General features: G+C 59.5%; 17 protein-coding genes. 12 read left to right on the plus strand and 5 right to left on the minus strand.

Translation table 11 applies throughout. The features are described 5' to 3' along the window. The first annotated feature begins 156 nt into the window (after positions 1 to 156). The 7 genes from EDE08_RS24575 (at position 157) to EDE08_RS24610 (ending at position 8,554) form a co-directional block, all read left to right on the plus strand. Positions 157 to 1,752: a class I adenylate-forming enzyme family protein gene (locus EDE08_RS24575; RefSeq protein ID WP_131871061.1), complete on the plus strand. Its 1,596-nt coding sequence runs from the start codon at positions 157 to 159 to the stop codon at positions 1,750 to 1,752. Between the two features lie 90 nt (positions 1,753 to 1,842). After that, the gene (locus tag EDE08_RS24580) at positions 1,843 to 3,036 is read left to right on the plus strand and encodes an ABC transporter substrate-binding protein (RefSeq protein WP_165936145.1); all 1,194 of its coding nucleotides are present in this window, start codon (positions 1,843 to 1,845) and stop codon (positions 3,034 to 3,036) included. 309 nt (positions 3,037 to 3,345) lie between these two features. Beyond that, complete coding sequence (locus EDE08_RS24590; protein ID WP_131871060.1) at positions 3,346 to 4,335, plus strand: fumarylacetoacetate hydrolase family protein; 990 nt, start codon at positions 3,346 to 3,348, stop codon at positions 4,333 to 4,335. A gap of 93 nt (positions 4,336 to 4,428) precedes the next feature. Further along, entirely contained in the window at positions 4,429 to 5,226 is a 798-nt protein-coding gene (locus tag EDE08_RS24595) for an enoyl-CoA hydratase/isomerase family protein (RefSeq protein WP_131871059.1), read from the plus strand. 13 nt (positions 5,227 to 5,239) lie between these two features. Then, positions 5,240 to 6,454 carry a CaiB/BaiF CoA transferase family protein gene (locus tag EDE08_RS24600; protein ID WP_245524879.1) on the plus strand — a complete coding sequence of 405 codons (1,215 nt, stop codon included), beginning with the start codon at positions 5,240 to 5,242 and terminating at the stop codon, positions 6,452 to 6,454. A 284-nt stretch (positions 6,455 to 6,738) separates the two neighbouring features. Then, complete coding sequence (locus tag EDE08_RS24605) at positions 6,739 to 7,743, plus strand: tripartite tricarboxylate transporter substrate binding protein (RefSeq protein WP_245524880.1); 1,005 nt, start codon at positions 6,739 to 6,741, stop codon at positions 7,741 to 7,743. Between the two features lie 307 nt (positions 7,744 to 8,050). Further along, entirely contained in the window at positions 8,051 to 8,554 is a 504-nt protein-coding gene (locus tag EDE08_RS24610) for a winged helix-turn-helix transcriptional regulator (protein ID WP_131871057.1), read from the plus strand. Here the strand turns inward: EDE08_RS24610 and EDE08_RS24615 are convergent. Genes EDE08_RS24615 through EDE08_RS24630 form a run of 4 tightly spaced genes read right to left on the minus strand, consistent with a single transcriptional unit; the run spans position 8,534 to position 12,971 of the window. Beyond that, entirely contained in the window at positions 8,534 to 9,388 is an 855-nt protein-coding gene (locus EDE08_RS24615) for an FAD binding domain-containing protein (RefSeq protein ID WP_131871056.1), read from the minus strand. The genes EDE08_RS24610 and EDE08_RS24615 overlap by 21 nt on opposite strands. Further along, positions 9,385 to 11,757, minus strand: coding sequence for a xanthine dehydrogenase family protein molybdopterin-binding subunit (locus EDE08_RS24620; protein WP_131871055.1), 2,373 nt, complete (start codon positions 11,755 to 11,757; stop codon positions 9,385 to 9,387). The genes EDE08_RS24615 and EDE08_RS24620 overlap by 4 nt, the downstream gene beginning before the upstream one ends. Continuing rightward, positions 11,754 to 12,245, minus strand: coding sequence for a (2Fe-2S)-binding protein (locus tag EDE08_RS24625; protein WP_131871054.1), 492 nt, complete (start codon positions 12,243 to 12,245; stop codon positions 11,754 to 11,756). The genes EDE08_RS24620 and EDE08_RS24625 overlap by 4 nt, the downstream gene beginning before the upstream one ends. 9 nt (positions 12,246 to 12,254) lie before the next feature. Further along, complete coding sequence (locus EDE08_RS24630; protein WP_131871053.1) at positions 12,255 to 12,971, minus strand: hypothetical protein; 717 nt, start codon at positions 12,969 to 12,971, stop codon at positions 12,255 to 12,257. A gap of 128 nt (positions 12,972 to 13,099) precedes the next feature. Between EDE08_RS24630 and EDE08_RS24635 the strand changes: the two genes are divergently transcribed. After that, the gene (locus tag EDE08_RS24635) at positions 13,100 to 13,594 is read left to right on the plus strand and encodes a winged helix-turn-helix transcriptional regulator (protein ID WP_131871052.1); all 495 of its coding nucleotides are present in this window, start codon (positions 13,100 to 13,102) and stop codon (positions 13,592 to 13,594) included. 713 nt (positions 13,595 to 14,307) lie between these two features. On the opposite strand, the gene EDE08_RS24640 is transcribed toward EDE08_RS24635, so the two are convergent. Continuing rightward, on the minus strand, positions 14,308 to 14,889 hold the full coding sequence (locus tag EDE08_RS24640) for a TetR/AcrR family transcriptional regulator (protein ID WP_131871051.1): 582 nt from the start codon (positions 14,887 to 14,889) through the stop codon (positions 14,308 to 14,310). 279 nt (positions 14,890 to 15,168) lie between these two features. Here EDE08_RS24640 and EDE08_RS24645 point away from each other — a divergent pair, with 279 nt between their 5' ends. From EDE08_RS24645 to EDE08_RS24665, 4 genes are all read left to right on the plus strand, one after another. Next, complete coding sequence (locus EDE08_RS24645; protein WP_131871050.1) at positions 15,169 to 16,299, plus strand: AMP-binding protein; 1,131 nt, start codon at positions 15,169 to 15,171, stop codon at positions 16,297 to 16,299. After that, complete coding sequence (locus EDE08_RS24650; RefSeq protein ID WP_131871049.1) at positions 16,259 to 17,050, plus strand: crotonase/enoyl-CoA hydratase family protein; 792 nt, start codon at positions 16,259 to 16,261, stop codon at positions 17,048 to 17,050. Before EDE08_RS24645 ends, EDE08_RS24650 begins: the two co-directional genes overlap by 41 nt. 408 nt (positions 17,051 to 17,458) lie before the next feature. Beyond that, positions 17,459 to 18,109: a hypothetical protein gene (locus EDE08_RS24660; RefSeq protein ID WP_131871047.1), complete on the plus strand. Its 651-nt coding sequence runs from the start codon at positions 17,459 to 17,461 to the stop codon at positions 18,107 to 18,109. A 1,082-nt stretch (positions 18,110 to 19,191) separates the two neighbouring features. After that, on the plus strand, positions 19,192 to 19,893 hold the full coding sequence (locus EDE08_RS24665) for a hypothetical protein (RefSeq protein WP_131871046.1): 702 nt from the start codon (positions 19,192 to 19,194) through the stop codon (positions 19,891 to 19,893). The last annotated feature ends 48 nt before the right edge of the window (positions 19,894 to 19,941 follow it).

Raw genomic sequence — 19,941 nt, forward strand, 5'->3', positions numbered from 1 at the left:
CTACCGTTGTACATAGCTACTCGAAACATTCTGATGGCTTGACAGTTCTATTTTAGAACGCTTTACTCCCGCCCGTCCAATAGGACCGAAGCTGCGGACCTTCCCGGTTAGAGGGGGCCACAATGCTGCCGACAACAAGGCGCGAGGGAGGATGGCATGAGGAACGTGGACGAGCTCACCGCGGCCGAATTGCTGGACGGCCTGCCGTCCAGAGTCCACGAGGTCTACGCACCGTTCGTGCGAGCCATTCCGGATCATCCGGCCTTCGTGGAAGGCGGACGTTCCTGGAGCTACCGGCAGTTCTCGGATGCTGTCGACGCTGCGGCAAAGGATCTCGCCGGTTTGGGCATTGAGCCCGGCGATCGCGTGATGATCGCCAGCGAGAACAGTGTGGCTCTTGGGGCGATGCTGTTTGCGGCGAGCAAGCTCGATGCCTGGGGTATCCCGGTCAATCCCCGTCTTTCGTCCCGAGAAATCGACCTGATCGGAACGCACAGTGGTGCCAGACGCGTGCTGTTCAACTCCGCGGTGTCAAGGGAAGCCGCCGATCATGCCACTCGCATCGGTGCTAAAATCGGCGCCGTGGGGCCCTTTGGCGGAATCGGTGTTGGTCCGCTCAATGCGGCTGCGGTAGCCGAGCCCGTCGAGAAGGATGGCGCCCGCCAGGTCGCGGGGCTCTTGTACACCTCGGGTACGACAGGTGCGCCGAAGGGAGTCATGCTGAGCCACCGCAACCTGCTTTTCACCGCAAGGACGTCGGGAATTCTTCGCCAAACTGGCTCAGCCGATCGCATTTACGGCGTGCTGCCGATGTCGCACATCGTCGGGTATTCGATCTTGCTGATTTCGACGCTGATGCATGGCGCCACGTTGCACGTCATAGCCAAAGCCGATCCCGCCGCGCTGGCTCATGCCATCGGCGAGGAGGGAATTACGAGCCTGTTCGGCGTGCCCGCCACATATCAGCGCCTGCTCGAATACAAGGCTGTCAAGGGCATCCAGCGGCTCGAACGGGGAAATCTGCGCATCATGGCCGTGGCCGGCGCTCCCCTCGATCTCGATCTGAAGAAGCGGATCGAGAGCGAGTTCGGAATTCCGCTTTTGAACAATTACGGCATTACAGAATGCTCGCCGGGACTCACGGGGGTCCGCTCGGACCGGCCTGTGTCGGATGAGTCGGTCGGTCCATTTCTTCCCGGCATCGAGCACCGGATCGTCGACGGGCAAGGAAAGAAGGTGGCGACAGGCGAGGTGGGCGAACTGCACGTTCGAGGTCCCAACATCATGCTCGGCTACTATCGAGCGCCCGACCTGACGGCGGCGGCGATCGATGATGACGGATGGTTCAACACAGGAGATCTCGCCCGCGTCAACGACGAGGGACACCTCTACATCGCCGGCCGCACCAAGGAGCTGATCATTCGTTCCGGCTTCAACGTCTATCCGGCGGAGGTGGAGGCGGTCCTGAACGCGCACGAGCAGGTCGTTCAATCGGCCGTAGTCGGTCGGAAGGTCGACGGCAATGAGGAGGTGGTCGCGTTCGTTCAGCTTCTGCCCGGTGCCAGCATTGGTCCCGAAGAACTCAAGCGGTACGCGGCCCAATTGCTCACCTCCTACAAGCGTCCGACCGAATTGATCATGCTCGACGCTCTGCCCTCGGCTTCAACCGGAAAGATACTCAAACACCGATTGCGGGAGATCGCGAACGAGCAGGTGGCTCCCAGGACCACCGGCGCAGCGACCGCGGGCTGATCAGCTGCGGGAAATGATCAAAGCGTTTGGAACCAGAGGCCCGTTCAAAAAACAATTGTGAGCGACGGAGTGTCGCCAGGGGAGATGACGATGATGAGAAACATCATGATTGCAGCCACGCTCGCGGCCTCGATGGCGGGCGCGCATGCGCAGACGCCGGGCGTCACCGAATCCGAGGTGAAGATAGGGGCGACTTTTCCGTTTAGCGGGCCCGCTTCGCCCTTGAGCAACACCGGCAAGGGCATGATCGCCTACGTCAATTCGATCAACGACCGCGGCGGCATCAACGGGCGGAAGATAAACCTGATCACTTACGACGATGCCTACAGTCCCCCGAAGACGGTGGAGCAGACCAGGAAACTGATCGAAAGCGATGAGGTGGCGTTCCTGTTTGGTCCGTTGGGGACTCCGGGCATCAGCGCCACCATCAAGTATGTCAACGCAAAGAAAGTGCCGCATCTATTCGTCGTGAGCGGGGTCACCAAGTTCACGAAGTTCGCAGAATTCCCCATGACCACGACGGGACTGCCGAGCTACGACACCGAAGGACGGATCTACGCGAAATACATCACCCAGACCCGTCCAGACGCAAAGATCGCGATACTCTATCAGAACGACGATTTGGGTAAGGACTTCGTCAATGCGTTCAAGGGTTACCTGAAAGACGATTTCGACAAGAAAGTCGTCGTCTCCTCCTATGAGGTGTCCGAGCCGACCATTGATTCCCACGTGGTTTCGCTGAAATCGTCCGGTGCAGAAGCGTTCCTGGTTGCCGGCACGCCGAAATTCGCCGCGCAGGCCATCAAGAAAGTCGATGAGATCGGTTGGAAGCCGCTCTTCCTGATCAACTTCGTTTCGAGCTCGGTGTCGTCGACCATCGTCCCGGCCGGACCGGAAAAGGCCGTCGGCATCGTCGCCGCGACGATCACCAAGGATCCAAATGACAAGAAGTGGGCCGACGATCCCGGCATCAAATGGTACCGTGAGTTTTTTGCCAAATACCTGCCCGGTGCCGATATCGGCGATAACAATTATCTGTTCGGTACTCAGCAGGGACAGCTCCTTGAGCAGGTCCTCAAGCAATGCGGTAACGATCTCTCGCGCGAGAACATCGTCAGGCAATCGCGTAGCATCCGCGGGCTGTCGCTTCCCACGGTCATACCTGGCGTCATCATCAACACGAGCCCCGAAAGCAGCATGGCGTATACGCAGCTGCAACTACAGCGCTGGAATGGGACCACGTGGGAGCAATTTGGTAGTGTACTCAGCGCCGACGGCAAGTGAATTGTAGCTTCCGAATATGCAGCGCGGGGGATTGAGCCCGTAACACACCAACCCACTCGTGGAGCACGGATGTCCAGCGACGCTCTTTTCCGGCCTTTCAAGCTGAAAGGGCTGAACCTGCCAAACCGGGTCTTGATGGCGCCGATGACGCGTTCATTCTCTTCCGGCGGAATTCCGACATCCCTCGGCCGATCAGCACCGGTGTGATCAGACGTCTTTCGGAGCTCAGTCCTGGACAACGGCTTGCAAAATGCAAGCTGTTGTCTATGCTGCATCCCAGAAGCTGTTCATTTTGTTGGGAGGCGCATCTTGAAGCTGGCTACCTATCGATCCGGCGGTCACACCAAGGTCGGGCTGGTGCATGCGGGCGGCGGCTTGTTGTTTGATCTCGCTTCCGCATCGCAGCGGGCCGGTAAGCCAAATCCGGCGTTCAACTCGATGCTGGACCTTGTGGATCACGGTGACGCCGCGCTCGACGAAGCATCCAGCCTGTTTGACCATTATCGGGATGATCAGGATTTGTGTTCCGCAGTCGGGGACTCCGAGATTCTTGCCCCGCTGCCGGAGCCGCGTCAGATGCGCGACGGCATGTCGTTTCCGGTTCATATCGTTCAGGGCCCGATTGGGCATCTCAAACTGAAGGCACGACAGGCCGGCGATATGGCCGAGCTCGCTCGCCTGCAGGCGGCGCCGCTGCCAGAACTGCCCGAGGTGTATCGCAAACAACCGATCTACTACATTACCAATCGGTTCAGCGTGCAGGGCCCCAATACGACGGTGAAGTGGCCACGCTACAGTCAGGTGATGGATTACGAACTCGAGTTTGGAATCATCACCAAGAATAGAGGCGCGAACGTCTCCGCCGCGAACGCGCGCGATCACATTTTCGGCTACACGATCTTCAACGACTTCTCGGCCCGCGATGCCCAGCGCCTGGAGATGGAGGGGCGGTTGGGACCCGCCAAAGGCAAGAGCTTCGATGGCGGCAACGTGCTCGGGCCATGGATCGTGACGCCCGACGAAATCGGCGATCCCTACAAGCTCAAGATGGAGGCGCGCGTCAATGGCGAAGTTCGTTCACAGGGCACGACCGAAGGCATGCTGTTCTCGTTCGAGGAAATCATCGAGCACGTTACACGAGACGAGACGCTGATGCCCGGCGAGTTCATCGGATCCGGTACCGTAGGCAATGGCTGCGGCCTGGAGCTCGGCTGGTATCTCGAGCACGGGGACAGCGTCGAACTAGAGGTCGAGAACATCGGTGTCTTGAAAAATCGGGTCGAGTGTCAGGACGCTTGAAAATAGTGGCTTGCAAAATGCAAGTCGTGAGCTAAGCTTGCATTGTGCAAGTTGAATAGTGCGGCCGGAGAGCCGTCGACACAGGAGGTAACTTTGTCCGAGGATGCGTTGGTAACGCGCGAACAGCGCGGCAATATCTCCGTTTTGACGATGGTCTATCGGCCGTACAACTTGCTCGGCCCGAAGCTCATCAACGCGCTCGTCGAGCAGGTGGAGGGCGCGCAGCAGGCGGGCAGCCGGGCGATCGTCATCCGCAGTGGCTTACGGCATTTTTCCGCCGGGGCTGACCTCGATATCTTCGATAAGAGGGTGGAAGCGGGCAGCGCGGATCAGGCCAGTGAAAATCGGCGTTTGAGCGGCGTCGAATTCCTGCGCTTCATGGAGCTGCTGCCGATTCCGTTGATCGCCAGCGTTCACGGTGTTTGCCTCGGGGGCGGGCTCGAGCTTGCGCTGTCGTGCGACTACATCATCGCGGCATCCTCGGCGAAGATCGGCTCGGTCGAGGCGACGCTCGGGCTACATCCGCTGCTGGGCGGGATTCAGCGCCAGGTGCAGCGGATCGGCGCGCAGCGTGCCAAGGAAATGTCGATGCTGGCGCGGCGCTACGATGCTTCTACCCTGGAAAAATGGGGATTGATCAACCTCACGGTTCCGGAGGAGTCGCTGGAGACCGCCACCATCTCGATAGCGGAAGAGTTTGCGCAGGGGCCGACTGTGGCGCACGCGGCGACCAAGCAGCTCGCGCATATCGCCGTCAATGAGGGGGTTGCGGCCGCCGATGAGGCGATGGCGAGAGTCCAGGCGCCGATTTGGGCGTCGGAAGATCTGAAGACCGGTCTGGCCTCGTTCCGCAAGAACGGGCCCGGCCTGGCCAAGTTCGCGGGGCGCTGACATGAGTGGCCCGTTGAGCGGAATCCGTGTGGTCGATTTTTCCCGAGTGCTCGCCGGTCCGCTGTGTGCCCGGACCTTGCAGGACCTTGGTGCCGAGGTCATCAAGATCGAACCGCCAAGTCCGGATGTCTCGCGCTTTGCATTTCCATCGACCGACGGGATGTCCGGCTATTATGCGCAGCAGAATGCCGGCAAACGCAATGTCAGCATCAATCTCAATCTCCCTGGCGCCTATGAGTTGGCATTGAAGCTCTGCGACACGGCAGACGTGATCGTGGAGAATTTCCGGGCGGGGACGTTAGGGTTTTTTGGTCTGGACTACGAGACATTGTCCAAGCGAAACCCGCGCCTGATCTATGCGTCCATCACCGGTTACGGCCAGGGGGGGCCGTGGCGGAGCCGGATGGCCTATGCACCAACCGTGCAGGCCGAGGCTGGATTCACCGAAAACAGCGTGCGTCACTATGGCAGCGCGCTCACTGAGCCGCGGACGGATAGCCTCTCACATGCTGACGTCTATGCCGGACTGCAGGCCGTGGTCGCAATCCTCGCGGCGCTCAACAGCCGGCAGAACACCGGGCGGGGCCAATATATCGATATTGCGATGGCAGCAACATTGCTCGCTGTCAACGAACGTGCGCATGTCGATCTGTCGGATGACGATATCGGCGCGGAACCCGCAGTGCTCGGGGCCACAGATTGCTCGTTCTTTACGGGGCCGCAAGGTGAGCACTTCACTGTGGCCACGAGCATCATCGGCAGCAGGACGTTTCCGTCTTGGCTGCGTGCCATGCGTCGGGCCAATCTCTCGGACGATCCGCGATTCTCGACTGCGGCAGCGCGCCGTTTGAATTTCGGCGTGCTGCACCAGATCATCCAGTCCTGGATCCTGACGTTTCCGGACATGGCGACGCTCGATGCCCAGTTTGACGAGGCCAAGATCGCCATGGGGGAGATCCGGTCGATCAAGGAACTCACGGCGTCGGAGTGGAGCGATTATTGGGGCGCTGTGCAGCACGTTCCCGATCGCAGTGGGGGCGAGTATCGCTTGCCGGGTCGGCCTTGGCGGTTTTCGGCCGACGAATTGACGCCGATCGGCGCACCCGCTTTCCAAGGCGAGCATAACAAGGCGGTATTCGGTGAGCTTGGCGTCAGTGAGGTGGAATTGAAACGCCTGAGCGATGTCGGAGTCCTCGTCTCGCATCCGCGTGCAGAACTGTCTACATAAACTCGGCATCGGCCAAACGGGCTGAGTCAGGCGGGAGCACGCCTTCCACATCGTTGAGGCGTGGACGTTCGTCTTTGTCGCCTAATCGAAGCGACATAAACGGTTTCCAGAGTCGATGATGCCGATGGATGAAGACCCATGGTCTAAGCAAAACCAGATCGCGTCTCAATGGTGGACGATCGTGGTCGGCTGGGGTGTGACCCTGATTGCGCTCATTGCGTTCTTTATCGTGGTTTCATAGCGCGGAGATCGGCCCGATTTTACGTAACTTCGAGAGGTTCAGAATGAAGGATCACATGAGGGCTGGATTGCTGAACGCCAGTTGCATGTTGGGGCACGCTTTACTTTTGCTTTGGACGACAGGCCCGTCAATCGCACAGAACTATCCTGCGAAAGCTCTCACCATCAAGGTGGCGTTTCCCGCCGGAGGTCCCGCCGATGCGTCAATACGGGCTGCGAACGTAGTACTGGAGCGGCATCTCGGCAAACCGATCGTCACGGAAAATATCCCAGGAGCGAGCGGTTGGATTGCCGCTGCCGCCGTGCTGAAGGCCTCGCCGGATGGTTACACGTTGCTCGGCACCACAGGCCTGGACTTCATCACGGCACCGATCACGATGCCATCGGCGAGGTACGAACCCGAGAAGTTCAAGCTGATCGGGATCGTCGGCGATTCTGATTTCGTCCTGTTGTCGAGCAAAGCGCACGCGTTCAAGACCATCGATGAGCTGATCGACTACGCGCTGAAACCGGGCAACAAGGAATTGACGCTTGCCCATTGGGGTGCCGGATCCTCGGCGCAGGTCGTCGGAGCCGACTTCCAGAACCGAACCGGGACGAAATTCCTGGAGGTGCCGTACAAGGGCGTTGCGCCGGTGATCGCGGACATGTTGGGGGGACACATCGACCTCGCTTTTGTGCCGATCGGCGGCGGAACGGTCAGTCTCATTCAGGCCGGAGAGGTCAACCCGATCGCCATCGCCAGTGCGGAGCGCAATCCGATGTTGCCGACCGTCCCGACTCTCGGCGAGAGTGCAAAAATCGGTAAGTTCGAGTACAGCATCTGGGCGGCGTTATTCGCGCCGCCGGATACCCCCGACGAGGTCGTCGCGCGCCTGAATGAGGCAATGAACGTCTGGACCGCGAGTGACCAGAACCTCGAGAGGATCAAGGCAAACGCGTCGCGAAGTGTCGCGCCCATGGACGTTTCTCGCGCAATGAGTTTCTTCAAAAGTGAACGCGAGAAGTATTTGACGGTCCTTCGGTCGCTTTCGGCCAAGCCGCAGTAGGGAATCGACGGTCCGCTATTGGAAGTCTCACCAAACCGGCGGAGCCCCGTTCGAAGCTTCTGCAGGCAGTCTCGGAGGCCGTGGCGACCGGGGCATTCCGCAGGAGGCTATCGTGCGCTCCAAGGACAATGGCCCGAGGCCGCCGGATCCCCGAGGGGGGCGGTTTTGAACTCGGGCCGGGGTAAACTCCGATGGTAGCGCTGGACATGCACGAATTCAGCCTCAATATGATGGAGGCAGGTCTCGGAGCAGATGGGTGGTTATGTCCGGTGTGAAGCAAAGTCGTCTGGCAAACAAGGAATGCTCCATGGCCCGGGCCATGGAGATCGTGGGCGATCGCTGGTCGATCCTTATCCTGCGCGAAGCGTATTACGGAGTGAAGCGCTTCGACGAATTCGAATACTACGTAGGCGTTGCACCCAACATCTTGAGCTCCCGACTGAAGAAATTGGTCGATGCCGGCATCATGGCCCGCGTGCGGCTTCCTGAACATGCCGGACGATTCGAGTACGTCCTGACCGAGAAAGGACGTGATTTCTTTCCGGCCTATCTGGCGCTGAAGAAATGGGGCGACGCGTGGCTGGCCGAGCCGGCCGGGCCCCAGGTCGTATTCCGCGAGCGCGGCGCGGCGCGCCCGATCGACGTTCCGGAACTACGGACCAGCAGCGGCAAACCATTGCGCCTCGAGGATGTCGAGATCATTGCAGGCTCAGGTGCAGTCGCCTTCAATCGCAAGCGATTTGGCAGCGTTGCTGCGGATGGCGTGACGGCTGGGACGAAGGCTCCCGCTTCACGGAGAAAGCCCAAGTAGCGCTCGCTTAAGCTCCACTTGGATCAGATTCGCGCGATAGTCCGCCGAAGCGTACCGGTCCGAGAGGCACTCGGTGGCTTCACTGAGCAGTCTTGCCGCCTGGTCTATGTTCTCCTGCGAAAGCGCCTTTCCGATCAAGAAATCGGCGGCGTCGTCGCCGGCGAATGCGTGATTCGCCGCGCCGGTGACACCGATGGTGGCCTCGGTTACCAGGCGTTGCGTCAAGCGCACGGCGATCGCGATTCCCACGACCGCGAAGCCGCTCGCTGGATGCCGGATCTTGCGGTAGATGAAGCGCGTGCGTGGCTTTGGCCGTGGGATATGGATGCCGGTGAGAATTTCGTCCGGCTCCAGCACCGTCGAAAAGATGTCTACGAAGAAGTCGCGGGCTGGTACCCTCCGGAAGCCCTTGGAACCTGCGATTTCGAACTCTGCCTGGAGCGCCAGCATGATCGCCGGCCAGTCGGCCGCGGGATCGGCGTTGGCGAGCGAGCCACCGATCGTTCCGCGGTTTCGCACCTGGGGATCGGCAATGAGGCCGGCCGCCTGGCGAAAGATCGGCAGCTGCTCGTTCAACGGCTCGGAAGCAAGGAGTTCGGCATGGGTCGTCAGCGCGCCGATCCTGATGCCGCCCTCGCTGATGTCGATTCCCTTGAGCTCGGCGAGGCCGGTGATATCGATGAGGAGCGCGGGCGAGGCCAGCCGCAGCTTCAGCGATGGCAGCAGCGTATGGCCACCGGCCAGAAGCTTCGCCCCGTCGGAATCCTCGCGCAGCAGACCGATCGCCTGGGTGAGCGAAGACGCACGGACATAATCGAAGGCTGCGGGGATCATTGGTCTGCTCCCGTGCGTGCTTCTTGCAACGCCGCCCAGATTCGAGGCGGTGTCAGCGGCATATCAAGATGCGTGATGCCGAATGGAGACAAGGCATCCAGCACGGCATGGACCATGCAGGGTGGGGCGGCAATAGAACCACTCTCGCCGATACCCTTGACGCCGATCGGATTGGTCGGCGAGGGCGTTTCCTGAAACAGCGAGCGGATGTTCGGCACATGCTCGGCGCGCGGAACGGCGTAGTCGAGCAGCGAACCGGTCAGAAGCTGTCCATTGTCGGGATCGTAGCTGACCTCTTCGTAGAGCGCCTGGGCGATGCCCTGCACGACGCCGCCATGGATTTGGCCGGCTGCGAGGCGAGGGTTGATCAGGGTCCCCACGTCATCGACGGCGACATAGTCGAGAATGTCGACGATCCCGGTCTCCGGATCGACCTCGACATAGGCGAGATGGACGCCCGAAGGCGAGCCCATGCCGGTCGGGTCGTAGAACACCGTCTCATCGAGGCCCGGCTCCAGCCGATCCGGAAGCTTGTGGCCGACATAGGCCATGCGGGCGACCTTCGAGAACGTCACCGGCGCAATATCCGTGCCGGGCACGCTGAACGCGCCCGCCGAATAGGACACATCCTTCTCGTCGACCTCGAGCATGCTCGCGGCGATCTTCTTGGCCTTGGCGACGATACGTTGCGAGGACACGTGCACGCTGGATCCGCCGACCGCCATCGAGCGCGAATTGAAAGTGCCGTGGCCTGCCTGCACCTGGCGGGTGTCACCTTGCACGACGTCGATGTTCTCGATCGGAATTTGCAGCACGTCTGCCGCGATCTGCGATAGCGAGGTGATGTGGCCCTGTCCCTGGCTCATCGAGCCCGAATAGATCGTGGCTCGCCCGCTGGAGTCGATGCTGACGCGCGCGCTTTCCCAGCCGCCACGGTCAAATCCGCTCATGGCGAGCCGGCGTGATGGCGCCATTCCGCACATATGCGTATAGGCGGCGACGCCAACGCCGCGATAGATGCCGCTGCCGCGCAGGGTCTCGCATTCGCTGCGGCGTCGGTCGTAGTCGAAAGCCGCGAGCGCCTTCTCGAGCAGCCCCTGGTAGTTGCCGCTGTCATACATCACGCCCATGCTGCCGTACGGCCGGTAGGGAAATTCCGCCGGTTGAACGAAGTTCTTCCGCCGCACTTCGACCTGATCGAGCTTGAGATGGCGGGCCACCGCATCGATGGCGCGCTCGGCGATGTATGCGCCTTCGGGGCGGCCATAACCGCGATAGGCATCGACCGGAACGGTGTTGGTGACGACGACGCGGGAAACTGCCTCATAGTTGTCGATCTTGTAGGTGCCGGTGCCGAAGTTGACCGTGTTCACGGTCGGGCCACCGGTCGCCATGTTCGAGAGATAGGCGCCGACATTGCCCAGCGTCTCGACCTTCAGGCCAAGGATCTTGCCGTCGCTCCTCAACGCTATCTCGATATTTTCCGTATGGGCACGACCATGGCTGGTCGATTGATGGCTTTCGGAGCGGCTTTCCCACCATTTGACGGGTGCGCCGAGCTCGCGTGCAAGAAACGGGCAGAGCAGGTCTTCGGGATACAGATGCATCTTGGCGCCGAAGCCGCCGCCGATGTCAGGCGCGACCAGCCGCAATTGATGCTCGGGAATCCCGACGGTTTCGGCGATCCAGCGCCGGTGCATGTGCGGAACTTGACTGCCGATATAGACTGTCAGCGTGCCATCCGGTTCCGGCGCGGCAACAATCGCGCGCGTTTCCATGCAGGTCGGGATCAAGCGGTTGTTGACGACGCGCAGTCCGATGACGTGATCGGCCTCGCGACTGACCTTCTGGTAATCGCCCCCGCGCACCTTGTAGATCGTCGTGATGTTGCCGGGTACGTTGTCGTGGAGCTGCGGCGCGCCATCGCGGACGGCGACTTCTTCGTCGGTCACGGCGGGCAGTACCTCGTAATCGACATCGATCAGGCCGATGGCGTCATAGGCCTCAGCCAGCGTTTCAGCCACCACCAGAGCCACGCACTCGCCGACAAAGCGAACGCGATCGATTGCGATCACTGGGCGAGATGGTACCTTGCTGCCGGGAATGATCCAGTTTGGTCTGATGGGGCCGATCTTGCCGTCGAGCGCCTGGCCGGACAGGGCGAGGCGGACACCGGGCCCGCTCCTGGCGGCCGACAGATCGACGCGTCCAATCCTGGCATGGGCATGCGGCGATCGCAGGATCGCCATATGCAGCATGCCGGGCAATTTGATATCGTCGACGTAACGCCCCTTGCCGGCGAGGAGCTTGAAATCCTCTCGTCGCCTGAGCGGTTGACCGATTTGGCGGATCGCGGGCGCCTGGTTCATGACTGTTCGCCTTTCGATGCCAGGCTTTCGACGGCGCGGACGATGTTGTGATATCCGGTGCAGCGGCAGATGTTGCCGGCAAGACCGTGGCGAATGTCGTGCTCGCCCGGATCGGGCTGATCCTTTAAGAGTTGACGCACGCTCATCACCATGCCCGGCGTGCAGAAACCGCATTGCAGCGCATGATGCTCGTGAAACGCGGCCTGAATCGGGTCGAGATCGGCGCCTGGGCTGGTCAGGCCTTCGATCGTCGTGATCGACGCACCTTCTGCCGAGACGGCCAGCACGGTGCAGGACTTTACCGCAAGTCCATCGATCTCCACGGTGCAGGCGCCGCATTGTGAGGTATCGCAGCCAACATGCGTGCCGGTGAGGCCAAGGTCCTCCCGGATCAAATGGACGAGCAGTCGTCGCGCCTCCACGGCCACGGTCTTGCGGGCGCCGTTGATTTCGAAGGTCACCGTGTGACGCTCTTCACGCGTAGACATGACATCTCCTCACGAGAACTTGACGTTGCTGATGTCGATGGCCACGCCAACTCCGTCCCGGATCGGAGTCCCATCGGTGTTTCGGCGATAGGCGCGGCGTTTGGTGGGAATCTTGATTCCAGCGAAGTCGCGATAATCGGAAGTGTAGTGCGCGGTCGGAATGCCACCGACGACGTTCGCGGAATAATCGAGCCGCGCTATCAGGCCGTTGCCGTCGACGTGGAACACCTGCTCGGGTGAGTGGGTGGCGATCGACTCTGGGAATGTGATCTTGAGTCGGCGCCAGCTCTCGTGACCTTCAACCCACGGTTCGATCTCTTCCGCCGCGAAGCCTGGCAGCGCGAACATGAAGGGCGTGTTGAGGTAGTTCCACATCGCGTAGCCACTGAAATAGGCGAGGTGGAGATCGTCCCACGGGGTAGCCGGCGTATGGCTTGCAAATGCATCGCGCGGATTGGTGCGTTGCTTGAGGCGCTTGCCGTCGAAGGTATCGATCGCGACCAAGTCGGGACGATAGAAGCTTCGCAGGCCGTCAGCCGTGAATGGCTCGTAGCTGAGCTGCTGCTCGGCGATATCGGCGGTGACGCGAACGTTCTTCAGCGCGTCCGGCCAGCCCTTTCGCGCCCACAGGGCGCCGACGATCGACATGTCCCCCTCGATCTTTCGGAACCGTTGCCATTGCTCGGCGCCGTGAGCCTCAAGAACCAGATCGCGCAAGTCCGTCACAGCCATCTCCCTCGCTGAGTCTTTGTAACTCTAATTATAAGAGTGACAGAATAACAAGCCCTTTGCAATGATTTGCGTAGATGATCGAGATACTCTAATCATTAGAGTAATTTGCTAGGATGGATCCGATGCGGTCGAAGAGCTTTGAGGGGATGACGTGCTCGATTGCCGGCGTGCTCGACGCCGTGGGTGACCGCTGGGCTATGTTGATCCTGCGCGATCTCTCGCTGGGGCTAAGCAAATATGAGGAATTGAGGAAATCGACCGGGGTTACGCATGCGACGCTCTCGGACCGGCTCGGCCATTTGGAAGAGAACCATTTGATCGAGCGGCGGCAATACCAGACGGGCCCCGATCGCTACGAATACATCCTCACGCGGAAAGGGTGGGACATCGTCTTGGTGATTCAGGCGCTTGCCCAGGTCGGGGACAAGTGGGCCGTTGCAGGCGAAGCGGGACCGCCGCTCAGGTTCATCAACAAGAACAGCGGACGTCCGGTTAAGGTCGCGTTGATCGACGACAAGTCAGGGGAGGTGGTGCGGCTGCGAGACGTCAGGCCGCAGGCCGGCCCCGGAGCCGACGAACTCGTGCGGTGGCGATTGACCAAGTTCGACCAGCGATGATCTCGATCTGTCGCTAATCTGGCGCAGGCCTCGCCGTGTAGAGGTAACGGCGGAATTGCCAATGCCTGGTGACGAGCAATTTTTCTGTGAATTCAAGACCAAAAAATTGCGTCGGTATGCCGTCGGAATTTGTCCGTCAGATTCGAAAATGTGTGTTTGCAAATCAACGACGAAACCTCGTTCGAAATGATTGAGTGGGTTCATCGACTTTTCGGAAAGAGTGCGGCAGCTATGGGTGAACTGGAAGCAGTGAGGTATTCCTCCGGATGAGGATCTTCACTGCGACGTCCCGTGCCACGTCATAGCGGTACGCCATCTTGTGGACAGGTCGGTCGCCCTCGATGGCGTACATCTCGAAGGAGCGGCTCCCCGGCGCACTTCTACTGACCGACGCTGACGATAGGAACGCCGGCCTATCTCATCTCGACCTTGCGTCCGCTCGGGCACTGTATCCTCGTCTCGCGCTGGATGTCAGACGTGGTGCAGCCGCGGTGGTCGCGGATGAAGTTTTAGACCTTCTGCTGCTGCTGCTCCGTGAGCTTCATGCGTTCAAGGGAGCCTCGGCGCGTTATTCTGCTTGACTACGAACATGCTCGCGAATGGCTTGCGCTTGTCCTGTGTAGACGTCTCTTGTGCACCGAGGTGAAGGCAGCATTCGAGTTACTTGCAAAGTAGAAGAGCGTAACTCCTGGCAGATCGGTGGCTAGGTAGACCTAGGTCTTCTTGCGCAGCTCATGATATTCGAGGATGGCCTTGCGAGCCGCTAGCAGAAGCTTGTCTGAGGTCTCCTGGTCCTTCATGACACGCGAGAGGGTCACAGCTCCAACGACCATGCTCATGACGGCCATGGCGAAGTCATCCCCCTCATCCTCTGCTGCGATGTCTTTGATGTTGTCGAAATACTTCCCCAGTCTATCCGACATGATCGTCCGAACGCGGGTGCCGGCGCGCGCAACGTCGCCAGCCAGAGCCGAAATTGCGCAACCTGTACTCGGATTGTCACGATGGGTCTTGCTGAGATAGCTGTTCAAGAAGGACTTGAGTGTGCGCGGACCCTTCGTGCTCCCGCTCCGTAGCGATGACTCTTCGCCATCGCGAAGCGCTTTTTCCAACGCCTCGGCGACCAAATCGTCGCGAGACGAGAAATGCCCGTAGAAACCCCCGTGCGTGAGCTTCGCGGACTTCATCAGGTCCCCGATGCTCACGCCGGATAGACCGAGCTCCCGCAGCTGAAGCGCTGCCGCGTCCAGAATCCGCTGCCGGCTCTGCGCTTTGTCGGCTTGAGAATGACCCACGTTCCGAAATCTCCAAAAACTAAGACTTGACGATCTGGATGATAGTCGTCATCCTGAGTTCTGGATGATGAGCATCATCCAGATCGCTTTCCGGAAGATAAGGATGTTCGCGGTTGAAGCCAATCACTTTTGGCTGCGGCTATCCGGGAGTGGTCCAATCGCCAACAGGGAGAAGACGAGGTGGGAGCAATCCGACCGGGTGCCGACGCTGACGTGCCGTCGCGTGGTCCGGCCCCATTTCGTCAAGTCGACCTGGACTGGCTGCCCTGGAACCACGTCATGGGTGGCAACGGCGTATTCAACGTCATCCTATCTCTGGGTTTGTCGCTCTACATCGACGACGGCAAGCCGGTGGGGGAACAGTTCTCGAAGACGATCCGGAACCTGCGCGATATTTCACCGATCTCCTACACGAACGCACCGGCGGGTTTCGCGTCTCTTGCAGCGGCACTCGAAGGCGACGACGAGCTATGCCGTTCCTTCTTCAAGAATTTGAAAGTGATGACATACGGCGGTGCGCGCCTGCCCGACGACGTCTATGCCCGCGTTCAGGCGCTCGCCGTCAAGACCACGGGGCAGCGCATCGTGTTCACGACGACGTACGGGACGACCGAGACGGCGCCGGCAGCAACCATGTCCCATTGGAATGCCGAGCGGGTGGGGCTGATCGGGCTGCCCTGTCCGGGCGTCGAACTCAAATTGCTTCCTGTCACGGATGGTAAGTACGAAGTCAGGATCAAGAGCATCGCCGTCACGCCGGGCTATCAGAAACTACCGGATCTGACTGAAGCGGCGTTCGACGAAGAAGGGTTTTACAAGATCGGCGATCTCGTCGAATTCGCGAAATACGATCGGCCGGCTGAAGGCTTGATTTTCGCGGGGCGCCTACTCGAGGATTTCAAACTCTTGTCCGGGACGTTCGTCCTGGTCGGCGTGCTGCCTGTCGATGCAATTACCGCTGCGATTCCGCTGATTTCGGACGCATTGGTTGCGGGTCAGGATCGCGACGAGGTCGGTTTGTTGGCCTGGCCTCATCTGGAAGCTTGCCGCTCCTTTATCGGGGACCGGACCGCGACCATCGAAGAGATCGTCGGAAATCGCGAGATCCGCGGCGCCATCCGATGGGGTATCCATTCTCATGACGAAGCGTGCGGCAACGCTGGAAGCCGGCGTATCGAGCGAGTGCTCTTGCTCAGCGATCCGCCGTCGATCGACCACAACGAAATCACCGACAAGGGCTACATCAATCAACGCGCACTGACCCGTCGGTCCGCCGCCGTCGATCGCCTATACGCTGATCCCGTCACAAGCGACGTGATCATCATCCCGCGCCAGGCAGATTTTCAACACAACGCAGCGGAGAAGAGAAATGTCGGACAAGGTCGAAACGGTGGGACGCGTCTATCATGAAACGCACGGTCACGTTCTCAAGATCGTGATCGACAACGCCGCGAAGAAGAACTCGTTCAGCCCCGAAATGATGGCCGAGCTGTCGGATGCGATGACGCTGCTCGACCGCGACGAGAATTTATGGGTGGGCGTCCTCTGCGCCAACGGCTCGGACTTCACCGCTGGTCTGGACATGCCGAAGTTCTTCGGACCCAAGGCGACCGTGAAGCCGCGCAAGGAAGGCAACATCGATCCCTTCGGTCTCGCCAACCGTTGCCGCAAACCGATCGTCACCGCCGTTCAGGGTATCTGCTTCACGATCGGCATCGAGATTTCGCTCGCGGGCGACATCGTCGTCGCGGCCGAAGATACCCGCTTTTGCCAGATGGAGTCGAAGCGCGGCATCGCGCCGCTCGGGGGCGCTCACTTCCGCTATCTGACGCGAGCCGGTTGGGGGGATGCCATGTACCATCTGTTCCTCTGCGACGAGTTCAACGCCCAGCGGGCCTACAAGATCGGTCTCGTCCAGGAGGTCGTGCCCGCCGGCAAGCAGGTGGAACGAGCCATGGAGTTGGCTCGGTTGATCGCCAAGAATGCGCCCATCGGCATCCAGATCACCAAGGAAGCGGGTCTCAAGTTCATCGAGGCGGGGGAGAAGGCCGCGGTCGACATCATTCCCCAGATCCGCGATCGGGTCATGAACAGCGAAGACATGAAGGAAGGCATCCAGTCCTTCGTCGAACGTCGTGCCGCGGTCTTCAAGGGGCGCTGAGATCTTCCCTCGCTATTCTGGAGTTGTGCGATGGTCGCCTACAAGGCACCCGTTGATGAGTACATGTTCGTCCTGCATGAAGTCCTGAGAATTCAGGACTTTGCGCATATCCCCGGATTCGAAAACGTCAGTGAGGAACTGACGCGACAGATCCTTCGAAGTGGTCGACCAAGCGATAGGCCGGACGGGGGCGTTTGAACCGATCGACGGCCAAAATTGAGAGTTCGATATTCGAGCGAGCGGAAGGCAATACACTTCCGCAGACGAGAGAGACTGAAACGCCCGAATACACAGCCCCTAAATCCCAGACAGAAAGTGCCGTCGACGGGCCTATTGAACTGCTTCGGAGGCCAATCGCCCTGGAAGATGAGCATGCGTCCCACGCGTATATCGAAGGAGAGAGAGTTTATGAAGAAAACGGCGTTCTATGTCGTCTGCCTTGCAGCGATCACATCGGTAGCTCGTGCGGAGGACCTTTCCACCGCGACTGCACCTCTGCCTCCGGGCACATTCACCACATCAGAGCACTCCGATGAATGGAAGATCGCAAATGCTCTGAGCGCCGGGCCGCCCAGCATCACCGATCGGGCGGCCGTGATGGATTGGCCCAAGGAAGGCACCCACCAATACCGAATGCTGCGCGAGGGTACCAATGGTTGGACTTGCATGCCCGATATTCCCGGAAGACCTCAGCATAATCCCATGTGTATGGATGAAGTAATGATGAAATGGGCGGAGGCGACTATCTCAGGAAAAAAACCAAACATCGACCGAGTTGGCCTCTCGTACATGCTTATGGGGGAGGCGCGGGAGGGACAGAATGTATTCACGAAAACGGATCCAAAGAAAGTTGAGCAGTGGTACTACACCGGTCCGCACGTAATGCTCGTGCTCCCGGATTCTTATGTGGACGCGCTTCGAGGGATAAATCAGGATCTAACTAACAACGAACCATACACTACAATGCTTAGTCCTGCGCCGGGATCTACTCCCATTTGGGTTATCCCTGTCGCTAATGCGGGAGAGCGGATCAAATCCGTATTCCAGTTCTCTAAATGATGAGTGTTTTGCGCGCATCCGCAAATCTCGATGCGCGCATTCCCGCTCGTGCACCGACGCGAGAGGCAGAGCATCTTGAGGAAGAGCCGAGGTAATGTCCGATCCAGCCATCATTACAAGAGATCGATGAGGGGGAATGCCTCACTCGATCAGGGTGTCCGGATCTCCTTCGCAGCCCCGCGCGCAAACGGATTGATCATGATGCATTCCGGAGGAATGCGATCGCCTAGAACTGCCCGCAGCATGGGCAAGTCTCCATTCGAGGGCATTTTGCATATGACGGGTGTCATGCAATCTGCGCCAGATTGCAATGCCATGTCGCGATGCCGTGCCTGGCTCAACTCTGATCGGAAAACGCTGCCTTGGGAGAATCTGCGGGTTCCTTCGAACGATCTGATTCCTGAGCGGTGTCGCATGTCGGAGGACGTCGAGTAGCCGGCTCGAAAACCCACAGCAAACAAAGTGAGGTGGACGAATTGGTGCTCGGTCTGCACGTCCAGCATCCACGCCAAAATCGTCACAGTCCATCGCGTAGGCCGAAAGAACGGGCCGCATTTGCCAGGACGCAAATCCGATTGGCGGGCTGCGTTCTCATCGACTGGATCAAGTTTCCATGCGCTACCGTTCCGGCGTCGGCCCTAGTCAGCACCCGCCGGTCCCTTGCCTGTACATGCAACGATCGACCAGGTCACCGTACGAGAGTTGCCGGATTGCCCGGGGGCGGATCCCAAGAGGGGCATCGTGAGCGGCCATGAGCTGCCGCCCGCAGTCGATCACCATCAGGAGTGACGTCTGGTCGCTCTTCGATGAGACGCAGGCCTGCCGATCGAGCAAGTTCTTGAGCTTCGTCAAGAATCCTGGGGCTCCATCTGAGAGCGACGTGGAGGCCAAAATCGAATTGAGCAATCGTATGCGTGTAGCGCTTCCTCGCCGTGCTTGGAAGGCTGTCTGCGTTCCGACGGGGGCACCAAAAAGACTGGTTGCAAAATTAAACCGGATGTGACAAATGTCGGTTCGGGTTGCAAAATTAAACCTGAAGAAGAACCTCTGACCGTGCGAGGTCTTCCAAGGAGTGATGCTGGATGTCTGGCTTGCTTGACGAAGTGCTCGCTGCCCATGGCGGGCTCGACCGGTGGCAAAAGATCGAGAAGATTGAGGCAGACGCTTCGATCTACGGCGCGATGTGGATTCGCAAAGGTCATGGCGATGCACTCCGCGGCGTTCACATCACGGTGAAGCCGCGTGAGCAATGGATCAGCTATTCGCCCTTCAAAGGCGCGGGCAGACGCAGCGTCCACACTCCCTCGCGTACCACGATTGAAGACTCGAAGGGAGAAGTTCTGCAAGCGCGCGATAATCCTCGTGCTGCATTTGATGGACATGCCGTCGAATCAAAGTGGGACGATCTTCATCTCGCGTATTTCAGCGGCTACGCGATGTGGAACTATCTCACCGTGCCGTTTACGTTTGCGATGCCAGGATTCCAGGTTCAGGAAATCGAGAGTTGGAAAGAGGGACAGGAGACGTGGTGCCGTCTCAAGGTTTGCTTTCCAGAAAACATCGCGACGCATTGTCCGGAACAGGTTTTCTACATCAATCCGCATGGATTAATCGCGCGAATGGATTATGCGGCGACGGTCACAGGGGGGCGTCCCCACCGCACACTACTTGCTGGACCACGAGAATTTCGATGGAGTTGTTTTGCCCACGCGGAGGCGAGCGCTTCGTCGCAATACCGACGGAAGTGCGGTGCCGGAGCCCGTTTTTGTGGCGATCGACTTTGACGACATTCGCTTCAGCTAGGCCTTTGGCATCTTCGTTATGGAGCAATC

The organism is Bradyrhizobium sp. R2.2-H (genome assembly GCF_004346455.1).
In the GTDB taxonomy this organism is placed as follows: Bacteria; Pseudomonadota; Alphaproteobacteria; order Rhizobiales; family Xanthobacteraceae; genus Bradyrhizobium; species Bradyrhizobium diversitatis.